Below are 18171 nucleotides of genomic sequence, written 5' to 3' on the forward strand. Positions count from 1 at the left end.
AAGAGGAGTGAGAAGATGGCTGACGAAGATCCCAGCGAGCGCTGCCCGATGGGCAGGAATGGCGGCGGCGCAGGCACGGTCCGCTCGCTTCTCGGCCGTACCAACAAGGATTGGTGGCCCGACGTTCTGCCGGTCGAGATCCTGCACCAGCATGGCGTGTCACCGAACCCGATGGGCGAGGATTACGACTATGCCGAAGCGTTCCGGACGCTCGACTACGATGCGCTGAAAGCCGATCTCACCGCGTTGATGACCGACAGCAAACCGTGGTGGCCGGCAGATTATGGGCATTACGGCCCCTTCATGATCCGCATGGCCTGGCACGCTGCGGGCACTTACCGGGTAACCGACGGGCGTGGCGGTTCGTCGTCGGGCCAGCAGCGGTTCGAACCGCTCAACAGCTGGCCGGACAACGGCAACCTCGACAAGGCTCGGCGCCTGCTGTGGCCGCTCAAGCAGAAGTACGGGAAGCATATCAGCTGGGCGGACCTGTTCATCCTGGCCGGCAACGTCGCCATCGAGAGCATGGGCGGCCCGACCTTCGGCTTCGCCGGTGGCCGCAAGGACGTCTATCAGTCGGAAGGCGACACTTATTGGGGTGCCGAGGAGCAGTGGATCGGACATGCGGAGCACAAGAGCCGCATTCGCCCGGACGAGGAGCTCGATCTGGAAGGCCCGCTCGCCGCGGACTCGATGGGTCTGATCTACGTGAACCCCGAAGGGCCCGGCGGCAATCCCGATCCGCTCGGCTCGGCGCGTGACATGCGGGCGACGTTCTCGCGCATGGCGATGAACTCGGAGGAGACCGTCGCGCTCACCGCCGGCGGTCACGCGTTCGGCAAGACGCACGGGGCGAAGCCCGCTGAGAATTTCGGCAAGGAACCCGCGTCGGAAGCCGTGCACATGCAGGGGCTCGGCTGGCTCACGGACAGCGAGGAGATCGGCAAGGGCCACATCACCACCTCGGGGATCGAGGGGTCGTGGTCGAACAATCCGACGAAGTGGACCGGCGACTATTTCCGCCTGCTGTTCAAGTACGAGTATGAGCTGACGTCCAGCCCGGCCGGTGCGAAGCAGTGGACGCCGATCAATCCCGAATGGGAAGACATGGCACCCGACGCACGCGATCCCAGCAAGCGCGTGCCGACGATCATGACGACCGCCGACATGGCGCTGAAGCTGGACCCCGAATTCCGCGCGATCTCCGAACGCTTTCGCGACGATCAAGCGGCGCTCGACGACGCTTTCGCACGCGCCTGGTTCAAGCTGACCCACCGGGACATGGGGCCGAAGGTCCGCTACCTCGGGCCAGAGGTGCCGGAAGAGACGCTCATCTGGCAGGATCCGGTGCCCGAGGGAACGGCGCCGAGCGATGCCGAAATAGCGGCATTCGCAGAGAGCGTGCTGAGCTCCGGCCTCAGCATCGGTCAGCTCGTCAAGACCGCCTGGGCCTCCGCCTCGACCTACCGCAAGTCCGACCATCGCGGCGGAGCAAACGGCGCACGGATCGCGCTGGAGCCGCAGAAGGACTGGGCAATCAATGAACCCGCGGAGCTTGAAACGGTACTTGCCAAGCTCAACGATCTCCGCGGTGCCATGTCGCTCGCCGACGCGATTGTCCTTGCGGGTTCGGTGGCGATCGAGAAAGCGTCAAAGGATGCCGGTTTCGAGGTCGAGGTGCCGTTTACCGGCGGACGCGGTGACGCGACGCAGGAGTGGACCGATGTCGAGAGCTTCGCATGGATGGAGCCGCAGGCCGATGGCTTCCGCAACTACCTGCGGACGCGGCAGACCGTGAAGACCGAGGAGCTGCTGCTCGACAAGGCTTCGCTGCTGGGTTTGTCTGCTCCTGAGATGACGGTCTTGCTCGGTGGTCTTCGCGTGCTTGGGGCCAATCATGGCGACAAGCCCGAGGGTGTCCTGACCGAGCGCAAGGGGCAGCTGACCAACGACTTCTTCGTCAACCTTCTCGACAACGAGACCTTCTGGGAGCTCGTCGATCCGTCGAGCGACGAGGAGTTCATCGGTCATGATCGCAGCGGAAAGGGCGAGAAGTGGCACGCCACCCGCACGGACCTGGTGTTCGGCTCGAACTCACAGCTGCGCGCGACGGCGGAAGTCTATGCCGAAAACGGCAACGAGGAGAAGTTCGTCAAGGACTTCATCAAGGCCTGGGTGAAGGTCATGGATGCCGACCGGTTCGACGTAACCGCCAAGCCGGTGAGCTCGAATATCGCAACCTGACCGAGGTTGTGTTTGGGAAAGAAGGCGGTCGCGAGAGCGATCGCCTTTTTTTATATGGAGGGCGTCGAGCGCCGCCTGCAGGATCACTGATCGTCGGCAGGTAGGGGGGTATGAGGTGCCCCCGTTTCCAATGCGCGATCGTTCGGTTTCTCGCGTCCTGGCGGCAGACGTCGTTCTCGCAGACGCCGCTGCCGCGAAGCTCACGATTGTAGACATGAACGAATGGCCGGTATCGGGCATCTTGTGTCAGGTCGTGGGTGTCGAGGTCCGGGTCAGCCGAACCGTATTAGCCGGGCCGGCAGTCAGGGTGTGACTTAAATCCGCAAGGGCGCCGTCACCGTCGTGCAATGTAGCCAACCTAGTGCGTCGCGCAGAGCCACGAAGGCCTGAACGTCCCTGGGGGAACAATGAAATTACTGAGTGTCAGCGTAGCCAGCGCGCTGCAGCTGCTCGCCTGTTCGTCTGCCTACGCCCAGACGCTTGCTCCTCAGCCTGTGGCAAATCCGTCGGCAAAGGGAATGTCTTCCACGGCACCGGACGATACGATCGTCGTCACCGGGACGCGTGACCGCGGGCGCACGCAGTTCGATACCCTCGCACCGGTGGACGTGCTGTCCAGGCAGGCGATCGGATCCACAATCTCGAACGACCTGTCGGACACGCTGGCGCAGTTGCTGCCGTCGTTCAACGTCCAGCGCCTCCCGGCAGCCGACGGGCAGGCCTTCGTCCGCCCGGCCACCCTTCGCGGCCTCTCCGCGGATCAGACGCTCGTGCTGATCAACGGCAAACGCTATCATCGTTCTGCCTTGCTGGGCACGCGCGGCGCGCAGGCTCCCGATCTTGCCGGCATTCCGCCGTTATCGATCGGGCGCGTCGAAGTGCTGCGCGATGGTGCGTCGGCGCAATACGGCTCCGACGCCATCGCCGGCGTCGTCAACATCGTGCTCGACGTCGAGTCTGGGATGGAGGCGTTCGGCCAATATTCCCGATACTACCGGGGCGACGGCAACGAGTATCAAACCGGCCTGCGCGGCGGGATCGCTTTGGGTGAGCGTGGCAGCGTGGTTTTCACCGGTCAGTATGATCATGCCGAAGCAACTTCGCGGTCGCGGCAGCGGCCCGATGCCATCGCCTTCCAGGCCGCACATCCGCAACTGACCCTGCCCAACCCCGTCCAACGCTGGGGGCAGCCCGACGAGGAGCGGGTCGAAGGTGCCGTCAACGCGCATTACGATTTTGAGGATGCCCTGACGTTGTACGCCTTCGGCACCGTCCAGCAGGGCGAGGGGCTGACGGACTTCAACTGGCGCAACCCCGACGGCACGGCGAGCGTGTATCGGGCGACACAGGCCTTTCCCGGTTTTTCCTTCAACAGCATCTATCCGCTGGGCTTCACGCCCCGGCTCGGCACCACCTTCAGCGACTTCCAGTCAGTGACGGGTGCCAAGGGTAACATCGCGGAGCCGCTGACCTACGACCTGAGCGCCTCCTTCGGCCGCAGCCGAATTGAATATACCTTGGGCGAAAGCCTCAACGCGTCGCTTGGACCCGTCAGCCCGACCAGCTTCTACCTGGGGCGGCTGGAGCAGCGCGAGTTCAACCTGAACGCCGACTTCGTCTATCGCCTGCCGGTCGGCACCGCGGAGCCCGTCAACGTGGCGTTCGGCGCCGAGCGGCGTGTCGAGACCTACCGGGTGGGCCTCGGCGATCCTGCCTCCTATGCGATTGGTCCCGGTGCAGCCTTCGGGCTTGCCCCGAGCGCAAACGGCTTTCCCGGCTTCGGCCCGCAGCGGGCAGGCGAGTGGGACCAGAAGAGCTATGCAGGATATCTCGATCTCGAATGGAAGCCGGTCACTGTGCTGACGTTGGGCGCAGCGGGGCGCTACGAGGACTTCTCTAATTTCGGCGATACCTTCAACTACAAGCTATCCGCGCGGGTCGAGCCGATCACCGGTCTGGCGGTGCGGGCGACCTACTCCACCGGCTTCCGTGCTCCCACTCCAGCGCAGCTCAACACCACATCCACAACGCAGGGCCTCGACACGGTCACGCTGCAGGTCTTCAACCAGGGGAGGCTGTCGCCATCCGATCCCCTGGCGATCGCGCTCGGTGCGAAGGCACTGAAGCCCGAGACGTCCAGAACGGCGACAGCGGGTATCACATTTCAGACCAAGATCGGGCTCAGCGGCAGCGTCGATCTGTATCAGATCGAGGTCGACGACCGGTTCAGCGAGTCCCGCACCTTCACGGTGCCGGCGTCTTTCGCCAATCCGCAGCGCTATACCTCGCTCAGCTACTTCACCAACGACTTCGACACGCGCACGCGCGGTATCGATGCGGTGCTCACCTACGTGCGCCAGATCGGGCCTGGTCGGGCCAACCTGAGCCTCGCCTACAACTACAACCAGACCAAGGTCACGAGCGGGGCGAGCGCGGCCATCGGCAACGACGCGCAGCGCCGCATCTTCGAGCAGCGTTTGCCGCAACACAATGGCGTGGCCACCGCCGGCTACGATATCGGCCCGGTCGGGCTGCTGGTACGCGGCCGCTACTATGGCGGCTGGGAAGACTCGACCGGCAACGCGACCGGCACGATCTTCCAGCGTTTCGGATCGATGACGATGGTGGACGTGTCCGCGATCATCCGGCTCGACGATCACTTCACGCTTCGCGGTGGGGCGGAGAACGTCTTCAACACCTATCCGGACGAAGCTGTGTTCCAGGCATCCCGCGGTCTCGTCTATTCCCGCAACGCGCCTTACGACACGGACGGCGGCAACTATTACGTCCGGATCGGAATGCGTTTCTGATGCGAGACCTGCGGATCGGACGCCGCGCCGTCCTGGGAGCGGGCTTCGCCTTGCCCGTCGTTCATGCCGCAGCGACCATGGCCCGGGTGGCACCGGCCGATACCGACGAGGTCTTCTGGAAAGGCATTGCGGCACAATACGATGTGCCATCCGACGTCATCCAGCTCGAGAACGGAAACTGGGGCGCCATGCCACGACCGGCGCTGGCCGAGTATTTGCGTCTCGTCGAACGGGTGAACCGCGACACCAGCTACTATGCGAGGCGGGGGTTGGTCGGGGATCTGATCGCCGCGAAGGCGGATCTGGCGATCGAGTTGGGGGTGCCTGCGGAGGATGTCGCTCTCACCCGCAACGCCACGGAAGCGTTGAAGGCGCTGATCCTCGGATATAACCGGCTCAAGGCGGGCGATGCGGTGCTCTACGCCGACCTGGACTACGATAGCATGCAGGCGTGCATGGAAAGCCTCCATGCCCGCCGCGGTGCGACGGTCATCAAGATCGCTCTGCCGGAGCCTGCCACCAGACAGTCGCTGATCGCCGCCTACACGGCGGCGTTCGACGCCTATCCCAGGATGCGGCTGGTGCTGCTGACGCATCTTAGTCACCGCACCGGCCTGGTAATTCCGGTAAGGGAGATCGCCGCGGCGGCTCGTGCACGCGGCATCGACACCATCGTCGATGCCGCGCACAGCTGGGGTCAGCTCGACTTCGTCCTTCCCGATCTCAACTGCGACTTCATTGGCCTCAACTGCCACAAATGGCTTGGCAATCCGCTCGGCGTCGGTGCCATGTACGTACGGCGCCCGGCGCTTGATCGCATCGATCCGGACCCCGCCAACGATGCCACGATGCGCGACGGCATCCATTCGCGGGTGCACACCGGCACCGTGGATTTTGCTGCGCAGCTGACACTGCCGGCAGCCCTGAGGTTCCAGCGCTCGATCGGCGCTGCACGCCGCGCTGCCCGGCTCAAAATGTTGCGCGACCGGTGGGTCAGTCGTGTGCGTCGCCTCTCGCAGATCGAAGTGCTCACGCCAGATGATGCAAATCTGCATGCGGGCATCACGTCTTTCCGCCTCCACGGCTTAACCAGCGATGCGGCGAACGCTGCGCTCGCGCGCCGACTGCTCGAGAGGTATCGGATCTTCACCGTCCACCGCAGCGGGGTGACGCGAGGCGCCTGTGTTCGCATAACGCCGGGCCTGTTCAACAATGCAGAGCAGATGGACGCGCTCGCAGCGGCGATCGAGGACGTCGCGAGCAAGCCGCCGACGGCCTGATCCGGCCAACAGCGATAAATCGCCATTGCGCTTTGAAGGCGAGACGGCGGCACTGGCGATGCGGAGAAGATCAACGTGAACAATGCCGGTCTTTGCTGAAACGCTCGTTTACAGCCATGCCATGACCAAGGCAGATGACGACCACGACCGACCTGGTCGACGAGGAGTTCGCCGATATCATGGGCTGGTCGCCCGACGAGGTCCGGCGAATCCGAACGATCTACGTTGACGACCACGCCAGGATTGTGGCACTCGGCCGTCGGATCGCATGCGGGATTGTAAACCGGAGCCCCGCAGGCGGTCAGATCAGCGCTAAGTCGTTGATATGCGGGTGTAGCTCAATGGTAGAGCAGAAGCTTCCCAAGCTTACGACGAGGGTTCGATTCCCTTCACTCGCTCCGCTCCCCCTCGTGCGAACCGGCTCAAGCCCGAAAGGTGCGGGCAATGGTCGCTATTCGGCGCTAGCGGATTGTTCCCATCTCGGGTGCTATTCACGTCCTCGACCGCATTAATGGAACTTGCCGACGCGCGTCCCGGTGCTAACCTCATGACGGTTCATCAAACCTTGTTCCCGCTTACGATGCGCAACCTCTGAGGTCTCGTCAGGATGCTTAATGTCTTTTCCGGCCTTATCTTAATCGCACTTTCATTGGGGATTGCCGCTAAGGACGAGAATGCGGCGCCCTGGCGAGAAACATCCATTGAAGATAGGTATTTCCACATTGAGGCATTCTACTGCGAAGCTCAGGAATGTGGAAAATCCCAGCCGAATTTTGGCGAGAATGTACAATTTGCAAAGGTTAACAGTCATAGCGTTTTTCGCGGAATACCAAGATTATCGCATGACTGGGGTCTGTCGCTTATATGCAATGTTGACAATCTTGGTTTCAAAAACTGTCGTGCCGCAAGGCCAAGAATGAGCACCAGTTTAGAAAAGGCAAGGGCACTCAGGATGCTGCAACGTGTCAAGCTGAGGCATTCACAAGAGTCTGTGAGGAATGCCTATGTAATAGTAATATATGAGCATTTAGGATGCCCGCAGTGGCTTTGTAATGGAATACCACCGGCCCCCAAACCAGTGCCTGAAATGTGAACTGCAAAAACAGCAATCGACGCGATGCAATCGGGTTAATCGGATAAGCCGACGTCCGCTATTGGTGGAAAGCGGATGTAACTTTACAGAAAGCCGAGGCATATCAACGCTGCGGAGGCGGCCGACCAGCTTAGTGCAAACAAAGCGACGTTGAGGCCGACGCTGTGCTTGGATAGCTTGAGACCAAAGAACAACGCCACCGGGGAGAGAAGGAGGCCGGTCTGTAAGGTCAAGCCAGCGACGTTTGACTCAGTCGTCCAAATCGAAAAGCCGGATGCCACAACGAGCATCAACCAAAAGAGCGCGATCACCGCCGCCGCAACCAGTAGCAGCCATAGGGACATTCTCATCAAGGGAACTGCGTTCACCGGCATAGTAGCAGACTACGGCATGCGGCGAGTGTCCGCAAATGGGGCGTAAGCGGCAGGTCCGCTTTTGGTGGAGAGCGGTCATACGGTCCAGTGACGAACCGCGATCGCAATTCCGAACACCCCGAAAAATGCCCACGATGCTGTGAACGCCCAGAATGTGGTTGGGGACGTCTCGCGGCTGGTATCCAACGCCTTATAGTTGAACGGCATTGCACCTGATGCAAATCCGGTCCCAAGCACAATGGCAGATATCAAGGTTAGCAGTATCCCACTCGCAGCCGCTTCGTTCATTCCTGGATGGTATCGCGTGCCCCGGTGTCTGCAAGTGGGCGGTAGCGGACGTCCCGCCCTCAGACGCGTGCCTTCAGGAATGTACGCTTATGGCGTGTTCCCTTCACCCGCTCCACCGCAATCTCCGCACAGCGCCGTCCGACCTCGGTGAAAAGGCATCCGGCGGCTTCTATGTGAGGCGGGCATGGGATACCGGCGGCTATGCTGTTTCTGACGCTGAAGGCCGTTGTCTCGGGGGCGTTGATCGCCGTCGCCTCGACGTTGGCGAAACGCCAGCCGGGCTTCGGGGCGCTGATCGCGTCGCTTCCGCTGGTTTCGGTGCTCGGCATGATATGGCTATGGAACGATAAGCCGGATGCGGACACCATGGCCGCCCATGCCTCGGCGACGTTCTGGTACGTCATCCCCTCGCTTCCCATGTTCCTGCTGATTGCGCCATTGTTGCGGCATGGCTTCGGCTTCTGGTCCGCGCTCGGGGCCGGGTGTGCGCTGACGATCCTGCTCTACGCCGCTTTGACCTGGTTCGGGCCGCGCTTCGGATTGCCCTTGTGATCGGTCGATGCCGGGGCGGAGCGGTTGCCGGGATCGGGTGAGCGCGGCTACCGCCTTCCACCCAGCATCGCCTGCCCCTACATAGCGGGCGTGGTCCGTGGCGTCGCCGGTGGCACCGGTATCGTCGCGACCGTTCGTCCTGCCGCGCGGCGGGGCATCACGCCTGACGAAAGCGGAACGTTATGACCGATACCTACGATACGCGCCTCGGCCTGTTCATCGACGGCGAGTGGGTCACCGCCGGTCGCGAGACGCAGCCGGTGCTCGATCCGGCGAGCGGCCGGACTTTGGGCGAACTGCCGCTGGCGACGCCCGCCGATCTCGATCGGGCGCTCGCAGCGGCGGATCGGGGCTTCAAGACGTGGCGCGCGACTGCGCCGCAGGAGCGGGCGGCGGTGCTGTCGCGGACCGCGGCGCTGGTGCGCGAGCGCGCCGATCTGCTCGCGCGGCTGGCGACGCTGGAGGAGGGCAAGCCGTATACCGAGGCCAAGGGCGAGGTGATGGCGACCGCGGCGCTGCTCGACTTCCACGCCGGCGAGGCGGTGCGCATCTATGGCCGCGTGCTGCCGCGGCCGACCGGCACGCGCTCGCTGGTGCTGCATCAGCCCGTCGGGCCGGTCGCGGCGTTCTGCGCGTGGAATTTCCCGGTGATGAACCCGGTACGCAAGCTGTCGCCGGCGATCGCCGCGGGCTGTTCGGTGATCCTCAAGCCGAGTGAGGAGACGCCGGGCGCCGCGGTCGAGATCCTGCGCTGCTTCCAGGATGCGGGGCTGCCCGACGGCGTCGCGCAATTGGTGTTCGGCGTGCCCGACGCGGTGTCGCGTCAGTTGCTCGCCTCGCCGGTGACGCGCAAGCTGAGCTTCACCGGATCGGTGCCGGTCGGCAAGCATCTGCTCAAGCTGGCGGCGGATACGGTGATGAAGTCGACGATGGAGCTGGGCGGGCACGGCCCGGTGCTGGTGTTCGACGATTGCGATCTGGAGCGGACGCTCGACACGTTGGTGGCGCACAAATTCCGCAACGCCGGCCAGGTCTGCGTCGCGCCGACCCGCTTCCATGTCCAGCAGGGCATCTACGAGCGGTTCGCCAAGGGCTTCGCCGAGCGGACCGCGGCGATCACGGTCGGCAACGGGCTGGAGAAAGGCATTCAGATGGGGCCGATGGCCAACCCGCGCCGGCCGGAGGCGATCGCCGGGATCGTCGCGGATGCGGTCGGCGCGGGCGCACGGCTGCTGACGGGTGGCGTACCGGGGGAGGGCGACGGCTTCTTCTTCGCGCCGACCGTGCTCGCCGACGTGCCGCTCGCCGCCAGCGCGATGAACGAGGAGCCGTTCGGTCCGATCGCGCTGATCGGATCGTTCGCCAACGCCGACGATGCGATCGCCGAGGCGAACCGCCTGCCTTATGGCCTCGGCGCTTATTGCTTCACCGAGAACGGCCGCCTGCAGAACCGGCTCGGCGACGAGATCGAGGCGGGGATGGTGGCGATCAACACCGTGCGGCTGAGCTGGGGCGATGCGCCGTTCGGCGGGGTCAAGGACAGCGGCTACGGGTCGGAGGACGGCCCCGAGGGGATCGCCGCGCATCTGATCACCAAGGCGGTGCATATCGCGTGAGGGGTGCGGGGGCTCGCGTGGCGAGCCCCCGTCTCCGGATTACCGCCCGCCGAGATCCATCGCGCAGGCGGAGGCGATGAGCACCGCGGCCAGCGGCAGGATGACGGTGAGCGCGGGAATGAGCGCGGCGGGAAGATCGACCATGGCCCCCGCTAGCCTTGCAACGTTAAATGTCTGTTACTGACATAAAAATTATCGTTGGGTCGCGGGCGTTTAGAAGAAGCGGATCAGCATCAGCAGCAGGCCGAACATCGCCGCGACCCAGGCGAGGCTGCGGACGTAGGGGATGCCGAGCAGGTAGAGCGGGATGTAGACGAGGCGCGCGACCAGCCAAAGGATCGCGCCGGCGGCACCGACCCCGCCGGTCTGGCCAGTAACCGCGAGGCCGAGCGCCAGCGCGATGAAGGCGGGATAGGTTTCCTGATAGTTCGACAATGCGCGTTCGGCGCGGCCGGCGAGCGGGCCGAGCGGCTTTTCGTCGGTGCCGTCGCGGGGGCCGGCGTTCCAGGCGAGGCCGCGCTCGCGGGTCGCCGTCTGGCCCTGCAGCATGATGTGGACGACGAGCAGGATGACGGACACGCCGAGGATGATGAGTTCGGTCGGCATGGGGCGGCTCCACTAGGTTGCGGGGGCAGAACGGTGGAGCGGGGTGGAAGGTCCGTGGGGACGGGAGGAGGATCGATCCACCCGTCACCCCGGTCAGCGCGAGAGCAGCGCGGCGATCTCGTAGAAGGCGGCACCGATCAGGCCGGCGGCGGGGAGGGTGACGACCCAGGCGACGACGATGCGGCTGGCGATGTTCCAGCGTACCGCGGACAGCCGCCGTGCGGAGCCGACGCCGACGATCGCGCCGGTGATGGTGTGCGTCGAGGACACTGGAATGCCGCCGACCGTCGCCACGAACAGGGTGATCGCGCCGCCGGTTTCGGCGCAGAAGCCCTGCGCGGGGGTGAGGCGGGTGATCTTCGACCCCATCGTATGGACGATCTTCCAGCCGCCCGACATCGTGCCCAGCGCCATCGCCGCCTGGCATGAGAGCACCACCCAGAACGGCACGTGGAAGCCGCCGTGGAGCAGCCCCTGCGAATAGAGCAGGACGGTGATGATCCCCATCGTCTTCTGCGCGTCGTTGGCGCCATGGCCGAGGCTGTAGAGCGCCGCGGAGACGAGCTGGAGCTTGCGATAGCGTTTGTCGACGCCCATCGGGGTGAGCCGCAGCGAGGTCCAGGCGACGACGAGGACGAGCAGCAGCGCGAGGATCATGCCGACGGTCGGCGACAGGAAGATCGCGCCGACGGTCTTGCCGACGCCCGCCCAGACGACGCCGTCGAAGCCCGCCTTGGTGATCCCGGCGCCGAGCAGACCGCCGATCAGCGCGTGGCTGGAACTGGACGGTATGCCGTAGCGCCAAGTGATGACGTTCCAGACGATCGCACCCATCAGCGCGCCGAAGATCACCTGCGGGTCGATCACCGTGGCGCTGACGATGCCCTTGCCGACGGTCTGCGCGACATTGTGGTCGAAGACCGCGAAGGCGATGAAGTTGAAGAAGGCGGCCCAGATCACCGCATGATGCGGCTTGAGCACGCGCGTCGAGACCACCGTCGCGATCGAATTGGCGGCGTCGTGCAGGCCGTTCAGGAAGTCGAACAGCAAGGCGACGCCGATCAGCGCGACCAGCAGCGTGAAGGAGATCGTCATGGATCAGGCGTGGTCGATGACGAGACCCTGGATCTCGTTGGCGATGTCCTCGAACCGGTCGGCGATGCGTTCCAGATGGCTGTAGATCTCGCGCTCGACGATGAAGCGCATCGGCTGATCGTTGCCGCAGGATTTGAACAAGGCGTGCAGCCCCTTGGCGTGATGATCGTCGACCTGCCCCTCGAGCTGCACCAGTCGCGCGGTGAGATCGTGCAGGCGCCCGGCATTGGCGTCGAGCTTGCGCAGCAGCGGGATCGCCTCGGCGGTGACGCGCGCGGCCTCGACGACGAGGTCGACCATCGCGCGCATGTCGGGCGCGAAGGTCTTCACCTCGTAGAGCGCGATGGTGGTCGCGGTCTGGTTCATCTGGTCGATCGAATCGTCCATGACGCCGATCAGGTCGGTGATCGCCGAACGGTCGAACGGGGTGACGAAGACGCGGCGCACGTCCTGCAGCACGTCGCGGGTGATATCGTCCGCCTCATGCTCGCGGTCGACGATCTCGGCGATATGGACCGCGATCGCACCGTCGCCGCTGAACAGCTTCTGCAAGGCGTCGGCACCGGCGACCAGCGTGGCGGCATGCGCCTCGAACTGATCGAAGAACCGACCTTGCTTCGGCATCAGCGCCTGGAACCAGGCTACCATAAGAGACCTTTCGTAGAGGGCGCGGCGCGCATGGGGCGGGACGCCCCGCCGCGCAAGCCGAAACTGGATGATGCACCATCCCGGGACGGCGACGCGCGACGGCGATGCGGACCGGCTCCGGACGAACGGCAGGAGATCGGGCGGTGCATGACGCTATCTTAGCATGCCCGGCGCAAAAGACGACACGGATGGGTGGTTAAGCGCATGGCGACGACTCAGGCGATGACGATGCGGTTCTTGCCGGCCCGCTTGGCGCTGTAGAGCGCGGCGTCGGCGGCGCGCATCGTCGCGGCGAGATCGTCGCCGAGCACCGCGATGCCCGCGGAGAAGGTGAGGCGGCCGATGCCGTCGCCGGAGGTCTGGTTGATAAGGCTGCGCGCGCCGACGCCGTCGCGCACCCGGTCGAGCGCGGCGAAGGCATGATCGGGCGGGCAATCCTCGAACAGGCAGGCGAATTCCTCGCCACCGTGGCGTGCGACGAGCACCTTGGCGCCGAGTCCGGCGGTCAGCTTGCGCGCGACCAGCTTGAGCACGCGGTCGCCGGTCTCGTGACCGTGGCGATCGTTGATCACCTTGAAATCGTCGACGTCGCAGAGCGCGACGCAATGTTCCGACCCCTGCCGACGCGACGCGACCAGCGCGACGAGCCGGCGGTCGTAGCAGCGGCGGTTGGGCAGGCCGGTGAGATGATCCTCGTCCGCCGCGCGCCGCGCCTCCTGCAGGTTGCGGCGCAGGCGGTTGGTCTCGCGATGCGTCTCGCGCAACTGGTCGGCGAGATGCCGGGTGCGGGCGATCGCGTCGTTGGTGAGCGCGAGCAGGCGCTTGATCGTGCCGTCCGCATCGCCGTCCATATCCGCGTCCGCCGCCGCGGCTTCGGCGGTGAGGGCGCTTTCATAGTCGGATACCGCCGCCTGACCCTGGCGGAAGGTCGTCTCCGATTCCGCCAGCCGCGCGGCGAGTGCGTCCGCCATTTCGGCGATCCGGTCAGGATGCAGCGGCCCCAGCAGCTCGCGGACCACCGGCAGCGCGAGGAAGGCGGCGTCGATCCGGCCGTGCTCGCGGATATGGTCGTCGACCGCGCGGGTCAGCGCGATATCCTCGCCGAGGATGTAGCAGCGGGCGACGTGGAAATGATCGACCGTCGGCGCGAGATCGTGATCGTCGAGGAAGGCGCCGACGCGTGCGAACGTCTCGCGCGCCGCGGCACGCCGGGCGCTGGTCGCCGCGGGCTCTTTCGCAGGCGGCACGGCGGGCGCGGCGGGCGCGACGGCAGCCGGAGCGGCCGAACCATGGCCCCACCACGCCGTCAGCCGCGCCCATCGCGAATCGGTTAACGACGTCATCGCCATCAGCCGTGGCGGCTCTGATGCATCGCCTTGTAATACCAAGTAAAAGTCATTCGAGCTGGTCCGCGATACATGATGTCGCGCACGGCCTAGCAAATGACGGTAAAGTTTTCCTTAGATTTCATTCCTTGGACGAAAACAACGTCCGGCACCGATCGTCAGACTTCCGCGATCGGCGCGGTCATGATCGCGCGCAGCCCGGGCGCGTTGTCGCCGAATTCAATGATCCCCGACAGGCGCTGGACCATGGCGTCCATCATCCGGCTGCCGAAGCCTTCGCCGTCGCCCTTGCCGCGGCCGTCGTCGGCGACGATCAGCCGCAGCTTGCCGCCATGCTGTTCCAGCGCGATCGCCACCGGCCCGGCGGCGCCGCCATAGGCATATTTGGTGGCGTTGATGACCAGTTCGGTGAGGATCAGACCGATGTTGACCGCGCGATCGGTCGGCACCAGCACCGGCGCGAGATCGAGCTTGATGTGCCGCCCCCATTCGGCACCCAGCGAGACGCGCATGTCGGCGATCAGTTCGTCGATGTAGCGCGACAAATCGACGCTCTCGACCTGATCGTCGCGGTACAAGCGGCGATGGACCAGCGCCACCGCGGCAAGGCGCGCCTGCGCCTCCGCCAGATGATCGGCGACGACGGTGCTGTTGGCGGTCTTGGCCTGCAGGCGCAGGAAGGAGGCGACCAGCTGCAGGCTGTTCTGCACGCGATGATTGACCTCCTTCATCAGGACGTCCTTCTGCGCGAGCAGCGCGTCCTTCTCCGCCAGCGCGCGATGATATTCGCGGTTGAGGATGCGGACCTGAAGGTGCTGGCGCGCCTCGTGGAAGCGGCGGCGCAGGCGATGCCCCGCCTCGACCTTTTCGAGCGTCCAGCGCTGCGAGCGGCCGCTCACCGTCTCGGTATAACTGGCGAACGAGGTGCGCGGGGTCAGCATCGCGCCCGGCGCGACCGCCACCGACTTGTGCGGATTGCCGGCCCATTCGATCGTCTCGATCGTCTCGGCGCGCAGCCAGAGCAGGATCGCATCCTCCTCGTGCAGAGGTACCGCGAGCAGGCCGCTCGCGGTCTGCTCGTGCCCGCGCGCGATCGGCAGCAACGCGCCCAGTTCGTGCGTCGCGATCGGCTCGCCGCGCTCGCGCACCCAGCGGGCGATGCCGCGCAACACATCATCCTCGGGGCAGCGGCCGAACCGCTCGACCTGATCGCCGGCGATCATCGCGAAGCCGTCGGCGTGGAGCATCGCGCACAATTCGTCCTTCACCGCGACGATCGCGGCACGCAATGGCTCCTCGCTGTTCAGCCGCGGCACGACGCTGTCCTCGGCGACGCGCAGCGCCAGCCGCTCGCGATAGGCCGCGGCCTCTTCCTTGGCGCGGATCTGGCGGGCGAGGCCGCTGGCGAGCGTCGCGCCGGTGCTGCGGACGTCGGGCGGCAACCGGCGCGGGCTGTTGTGGTGGCAGGCGACGAGGCCCCAGAGCAACCCGTCCTTGACGATCGAGATCGACGCCGACGCCTCGACGCCCATGTTGCGCAGATATTGGAGATGGATCGGCGAGACGTGGCGCACCGCGATGTCGCTGAGATCGACCTGCGCGAAGCCGGCCGGGCGCAGCGGCGCCGGATCGTAATCGATCGTCGGGATCACCCGCGTCCGGTTGCGAACGTACAGCGCCCGCGCCTGACGGGGGATGTCGGAGGCGGGAAAGCGATGGTTGCGGAAGGTGTCCAGCGCCGGGTCGCGATCCTCCGCCACCACCTGCCCGGCGTCGTCGTCGAGGAAGCGGTAGATCATCACCCGGTCGAAGCCGGTCAGGCGGCGGAAGGCGCTGGCGGCGCGATCGTAGAGCGTCTGCAAGTCGGCGGCGCGCTCGAAGCTGCCGGCGACCGCGTCGAGCCAGCCGAGCGTCGTCGCCACCGAGCTGGGCTCGTCGGCGACCGGCTCGAGTTCGACGAGCAGATGCGCACCCGCGCGGTGCAGCGTGGCGACGAACCGTTCGCCGATCCCCTCGACCGGCAACTGGCCGACCGCGTCGAGGCCGCCCGGAAGATGGTGGAGCAGCGGCGCGATATCCTGCCCGAGCAGCACGGCGAGCGGGCGACCCTGCCAATCCGCCGCCAGCCGCGACTCAATCGCCCCGGCGCCGGCCAGCACCGCATGGTCGCCATCCGCCGCAGCGACGAGCAGCAGGCCGTGGGGCTGGATCGCGCCGGGGATATGGATCGGTTCGCGATCGCAGACCGTCAGGTCCAGGGTCGGGTCGGTCTCGAGAGGAATCGCCATTGTCACCGTACAAATAGTCAGTCCGACATGACCCGACCCATGGCGCATTACAAATTAACGTGTGTTGATACAAATCAATACCATAATACGATCCGGCCGAACTAGCACCGGACCGATGGCCGCGACCGACGTTCGAGGTTCTCGCCGTCTCCGGATGATGAACGCTCGCCCAAGCCCCACACTTTCGTCACCGCGGGCTCGACCCGGGGTCCCGTTTCCTATGGCAAGCGCGAAGGACGCAGCGGAAACCGGTCTTGATCGGACCTCCGCAAAACTTACCAGTGCTCCTGCGAAAGCAGGAGCACAGGAGTCTTGATGGTCGTAAGACCTTGTTTTGCTTCGCCCTAGGCGGCGGCTGCGTTCGCAGGAGCATCGTGCTGCTCCACCAGGGACGTGCACTTTCGCAGAGGTCCCGACTTGATCCGCAGTCCCGCTACGTGCTTGAAGACGCCGATCGGGAGGAAGCAAGGCCAGTGTGACGACAGGGTGAAGTTTCGGCAACCATCATCGGCCGAAACGGCGGGGATATCGAATGTCGATCCGGCCCGGCAGCTTTCGGGCGACAGCAGCGTTCGGGAATCATGATCAAGTTATTCCACGTCAGCGACGTTCATTTCGGTGCCGAAGACCCGGAGGCGATAGCTTGGTTCGGCGAACGCGTCGCCGCGGAACGACCCGATGCGGTGATCATGACCGGCGACCTGACGATGCGCGCGACACGCGGCGAATTCCAGCGCGGCGGCGACTGGCTGCGCAGCCTGGGCGTGCCGGTGACGCTGGAGGTCGGCAACCACGACATACCCTATTATTGGGACCCGTTCCGCCGGCTGCTGGCGCCGTATCAGCGTTATGCCGCGGTCGAGAAGATGATCGAGCGCGAACTCGACCTGCCCGGGGTGACGATCGTGCCGCTCAAGACGACGGCGCGGGCGCAATGGCGCTGGAACTGGTCGAAGGGGCGGGTGAGCCCCGGCTCGTTGCGCAAGGCGCTGGCGATGATCGCCGCGGCGCCTAAGGACCGGCTGATCTTCGTCGCCGCGCATCATCCGCTGATCGAGGGTGGCACCAAGGGGACGGCGAGCACCCGGCACGGCGACAGCGCATTGACCGCGCTGGCCGAGGCGGGCGCGCATGCGGTGCTGTCAGGCCACGTCCATGACCCCTTCGACGTGCCCGTCGAGCGGGCGGGCCGGACGATTCGGATGATCGGCGCGGGTACGCTGTCGAAGCGGGTGCGCAATTCGCCGCCGGCGTTCAACGAAATCCGCATCCGCAACGGCGCCTTCGAGACGATCGCGCGAACGATGCCCGATGATGCGACGCCCGCGGTCGAGACGGCGCGCTTCGCGGACGTCGCGGAAGACCCCGCAAGCGTCTGAACGCCGCCCGCCGGGTGGCGGGCGCGTCGTTTAGTTGAGGACGCTCATCGTGCCCCAGGAATCCTGCCACAGCGGATTGCTGCCGTGCGGATCGCGCGCGACCATCAGCGCCTCTTCGATCCGGATCGCGGCAAGGTCCAGGCCGAGCGCATCGGCGATCTGGCATGCCTGGCTCAACAAGGCTTCCAACGTTTCGAGAGGCTGCGACTGCGAGGACATATCAGGGCACCGTATCCGTGATCCACGGCGGATGATCATCACCGCCTTCATAATCATATACGATATAATTGGAAACATCACCATAGTGGTGCAAGTTTTTATTGCATGTCGAAAAGTGGCTGGTCGCATCTGCAACCAATAACGTCCGTGCGGCATAGCCGCGGGAATCATGTTTAGCATTCGCGGACTCGGCGACGCGGTGGCGTCATTGCGATCAACATACAAGATCGACGCCGGTGCATGCGAAACCTTGATGTCGATCAAGGTCTCGCCTTGCGGCCGTTATGATGGCGGCGATCTCCTCTTCATTATAGTTGATGTCGAAGCATTCGA

At 65.0% G+C, this 18171-nt stretch carries 12 protein-coding genes, 1 tRNA gene and 1 pseudogene; 7 read left to right on the forward strand and 7 right to left on the reverse strand.

The window, feature by feature from the left end; translation table 11 throughout:
• Positions 1-15: 15 nt before the first annotated feature.
• From katG to SFC76_RS00835, 4 genes are all read left to right on the forward strand, one after another.
• Positions 16-2244, forward strand: a complete 2229-nt coding sequence (gene katG, locus SFC76_RS00820) for a catalase/peroxidase HPI (RefSeq protein ID WP_322847601.1) — start codon at positions 16-18, stop codon at positions 2242-2244.
• 407 nt (positions 2245-2651) lie between these two features.
• Positions 2652-5054, forward strand: coding sequence for a TonB-dependent receptor (locus SFC76_RS00825; RefSeq protein WP_322847602.1), 2403 nt, complete (start codon positions 2652-2654; stop codon positions 5052-5054).
• On the forward strand, positions 5054-6334 hold the full coding sequence (locus SFC76_RS00830) for an aminotransferase class V-fold PLP-dependent enzyme (RefSeq protein WP_322847603.1): 1281 nt from the start codon (positions 5054-5056) through the stop codon (positions 6332-6334). Before SFC76_RS00825 ends, SFC76_RS00830 begins: the two co-directional genes overlap by 1 nt.
• Positions 6335-6661: 327 nt before the next feature.
• Positions 6662-6732, forward strand: a tRNA-Gly gene (locus SFC76_RS00835).
• A gap of 778 nt (positions 6733-7510) precedes the next feature.
• On the opposite strand, the gene SFC76_RS00840 is transcribed toward SFC76_RS00835, so the two are convergent.
• The gene (locus SFC76_RS00840) at positions 7511-7771 is read right to left on the reverse strand and encodes a hypothetical protein (RefSeq protein WP_322847604.1); all 261 of its coding nucleotides are present in this window, start codon (positions 7769-7771) and stop codon (positions 7511-7513) included.
• A 519-nt stretch (positions 7772-8290) separates the two neighbouring features.
• Here SFC76_RS00840 and SFC76_RS00845 point away from each other — a divergent pair.
• Positions 8291-8641 carry a DUF3147 family protein gene (locus SFC76_RS00845; RefSeq protein WP_322847605.1) on the forward strand — a complete coding sequence of 117 codons (351 nt, stop codon included), beginning with the start codon at positions 8291-8293 and terminating at the stop codon, positions 8639-8641.
• Positions 8642-8823: 182 nt separating this feature from the next.
• Positions 8824-10257: an NAD-dependent succinate-semialdehyde dehydrogenase gene (locus tag SFC76_RS00850; protein WP_322847606.1), complete on the forward strand. Its 1434-nt coding sequence runs from the start codon at positions 8824-8826 to the stop codon at positions 10255-10257.
• A gap of 213 nt (positions 10258-10470) precedes the next feature.
• On the opposite strand, the gene SFC76_RS00855 is transcribed toward SFC76_RS00850, so the two are convergent.
• The 5 genes and pseudogenes from SFC76_RS00855 to SFC76_RS00875 all read right to left on the reverse strand — a co-directional run bounded on the left by SFC76_RS00855 (position 10471) and on the right by SFC76_RS00875 (position 16240).
• Positions 10471-10863: an MAPEG family protein gene (locus SFC76_RS00855; protein WP_322847607.1), complete on the reverse strand. Its 393-nt coding sequence runs from the start codon at positions 10861-10863 to the stop codon at positions 10471-10473.
• Between the two features lie 93 nt (positions 10864-10956).
• Positions 10957-11958 (reverse strand): inorganic phosphate transporter, encoded by a 1002-nt coding sequence (locus SFC76_RS00860; protein WP_322847608.1) that lies wholly within the window; start codon positions 11956-11958, stop codon positions 10957-10959.
• 3 nt (positions 11959-11961) lie between these two features.
• A pseudogene (locus tag SFC76_RS00865) lies at positions 11962-12618 on the reverse strand (DUF47 domain-containing protein); the annotation flags it as partial.
• Positions 12619-12821: 203 nt separating this feature from the next.
• On the reverse strand, positions 12822-13949 hold the full coding sequence (locus tag SFC76_RS00870; RefSeq protein WP_322847609.1) for a GGDEF domain-containing protein: 1128 nt from the start codon (positions 13947-13949) through the stop codon (positions 12822-12824).
• Between the two features lie 161 nt (positions 13950-14110).
• Positions 14111-16240: a histidine kinase dimerization/phosphoacceptor domain -containing protein gene (locus SFC76_RS00875; RefSeq protein ID WP_322847610.1), complete on the reverse strand. Its 2130-nt coding sequence runs from the start codon at positions 16238-16240 to the stop codon at positions 14111-14113.
• 581 nt (positions 16241-16821) lie between these two features.
• On the opposite strand from SFC76_RS00875, the gene SFC76_RS00880 reads away from it, so the two are divergent.
• Positions 16822-17619, forward strand: coding sequence for a metallophosphoesterase (locus SFC76_RS00880; protein WP_322847611.1), 798 nt, complete (start codon positions 16822-16824; stop codon positions 17617-17619).
• 30 nt (positions 17620-17649) lie between these two features.
• Here SFC76_RS00880 and SFC76_RS00885 read toward each other — a convergent pair whose 3' ends face one another.
• Positions 17650-18102, reverse strand: a complete 453-nt coding sequence (locus SFC76_RS00885; protein ID WP_322847612.1) for a hypothetical protein — start codon at positions 18100-18102, stop codon at positions 17650-17652.
• Positions 18103-18171: the final 69 nt, after the last annotated feature.

This window comes from Sphingomonas sp. CD22 (genome assembly GCF_034556155.1).
Classification (GTDB): domain Bacteria; phylum Pseudomonadota; class Alphaproteobacteria; order Sphingomonadales; family Sphingomonadaceae; genus Sphingomonas.

Coding starts and splice junctions, on each gene's coding strand:
- katG (WP_322847601.1), top strand. CDS start 16: ATGGCTGACGAAGATCCCAGCGAGCGCTGCCCGATGGGCAGGAATGGC.
- SFC76_RS00825 (WP_322847602.1), top strand. CDS start 2,652: ATGAAATTACTGAGTGTCAGCGTAGCCAGCGCGCTGCAGCTGCTCGCC.
- SFC76_RS00830 (WP_322847603.1), top strand. CDS start 5,054: ATGCGAGACCTGCGGATCGGACGCCGCGCCGTCCTGGGAGCGGGCTTC.
- SFC76_RS00840 (WP_322847604.1), bottom strand. CDS start 7,771: ATGTCCCTATGGCTGCTACTGGTTGCGGCGGCGGTGATCGCGCTCTTT.
- SFC76_RS00845 (WP_322847605.1), top strand. CDS start 8,291: ATGCTGTTTCTGACGCTGAAGGCCGTTGTCTCGGGGGCGTTGATCGCC.
- SFC76_RS00850 (WP_322847606.1), top strand. CDS start 8,824: ATGACCGATACCTACGATACGCGCCTCGGCCTGTTCATCGACGGCGAG.
- SFC76_RS00855 (WP_322847607.1), bottom strand. CDS start 10,863: ATGCCGACCGAACTCATCATCCTCGGCGTGTCCGTCATCCTGCTCGTC.
- SFC76_RS00860 (WP_322847608.1), bottom strand. CDS start 11,958: ATGACGATCTCCTTCACGCTGCTGGTCGCGCTGATCGGCGTCGCCTTG.
- SFC76_RS00870 (WP_322847609.1), bottom strand. CDS start 13,949: ATGACGTCGTTAACCGATTCGCGATGGGCGCGGCTGACGGCGTGGTGG.
- SFC76_RS00875 (WP_322847610.1), bottom strand. CDS start 16,240: ATGGCGATTCCTCTCGAGACCGACCCGACCCTGGACCTGACGGTCTGC.
- SFC76_RS00880 (WP_322847611.1), top strand. CDS start 16,822: ATGATCAAGTTATTCCACGTCAGCGACGTTCATTTCGGTGCCGAAGAC.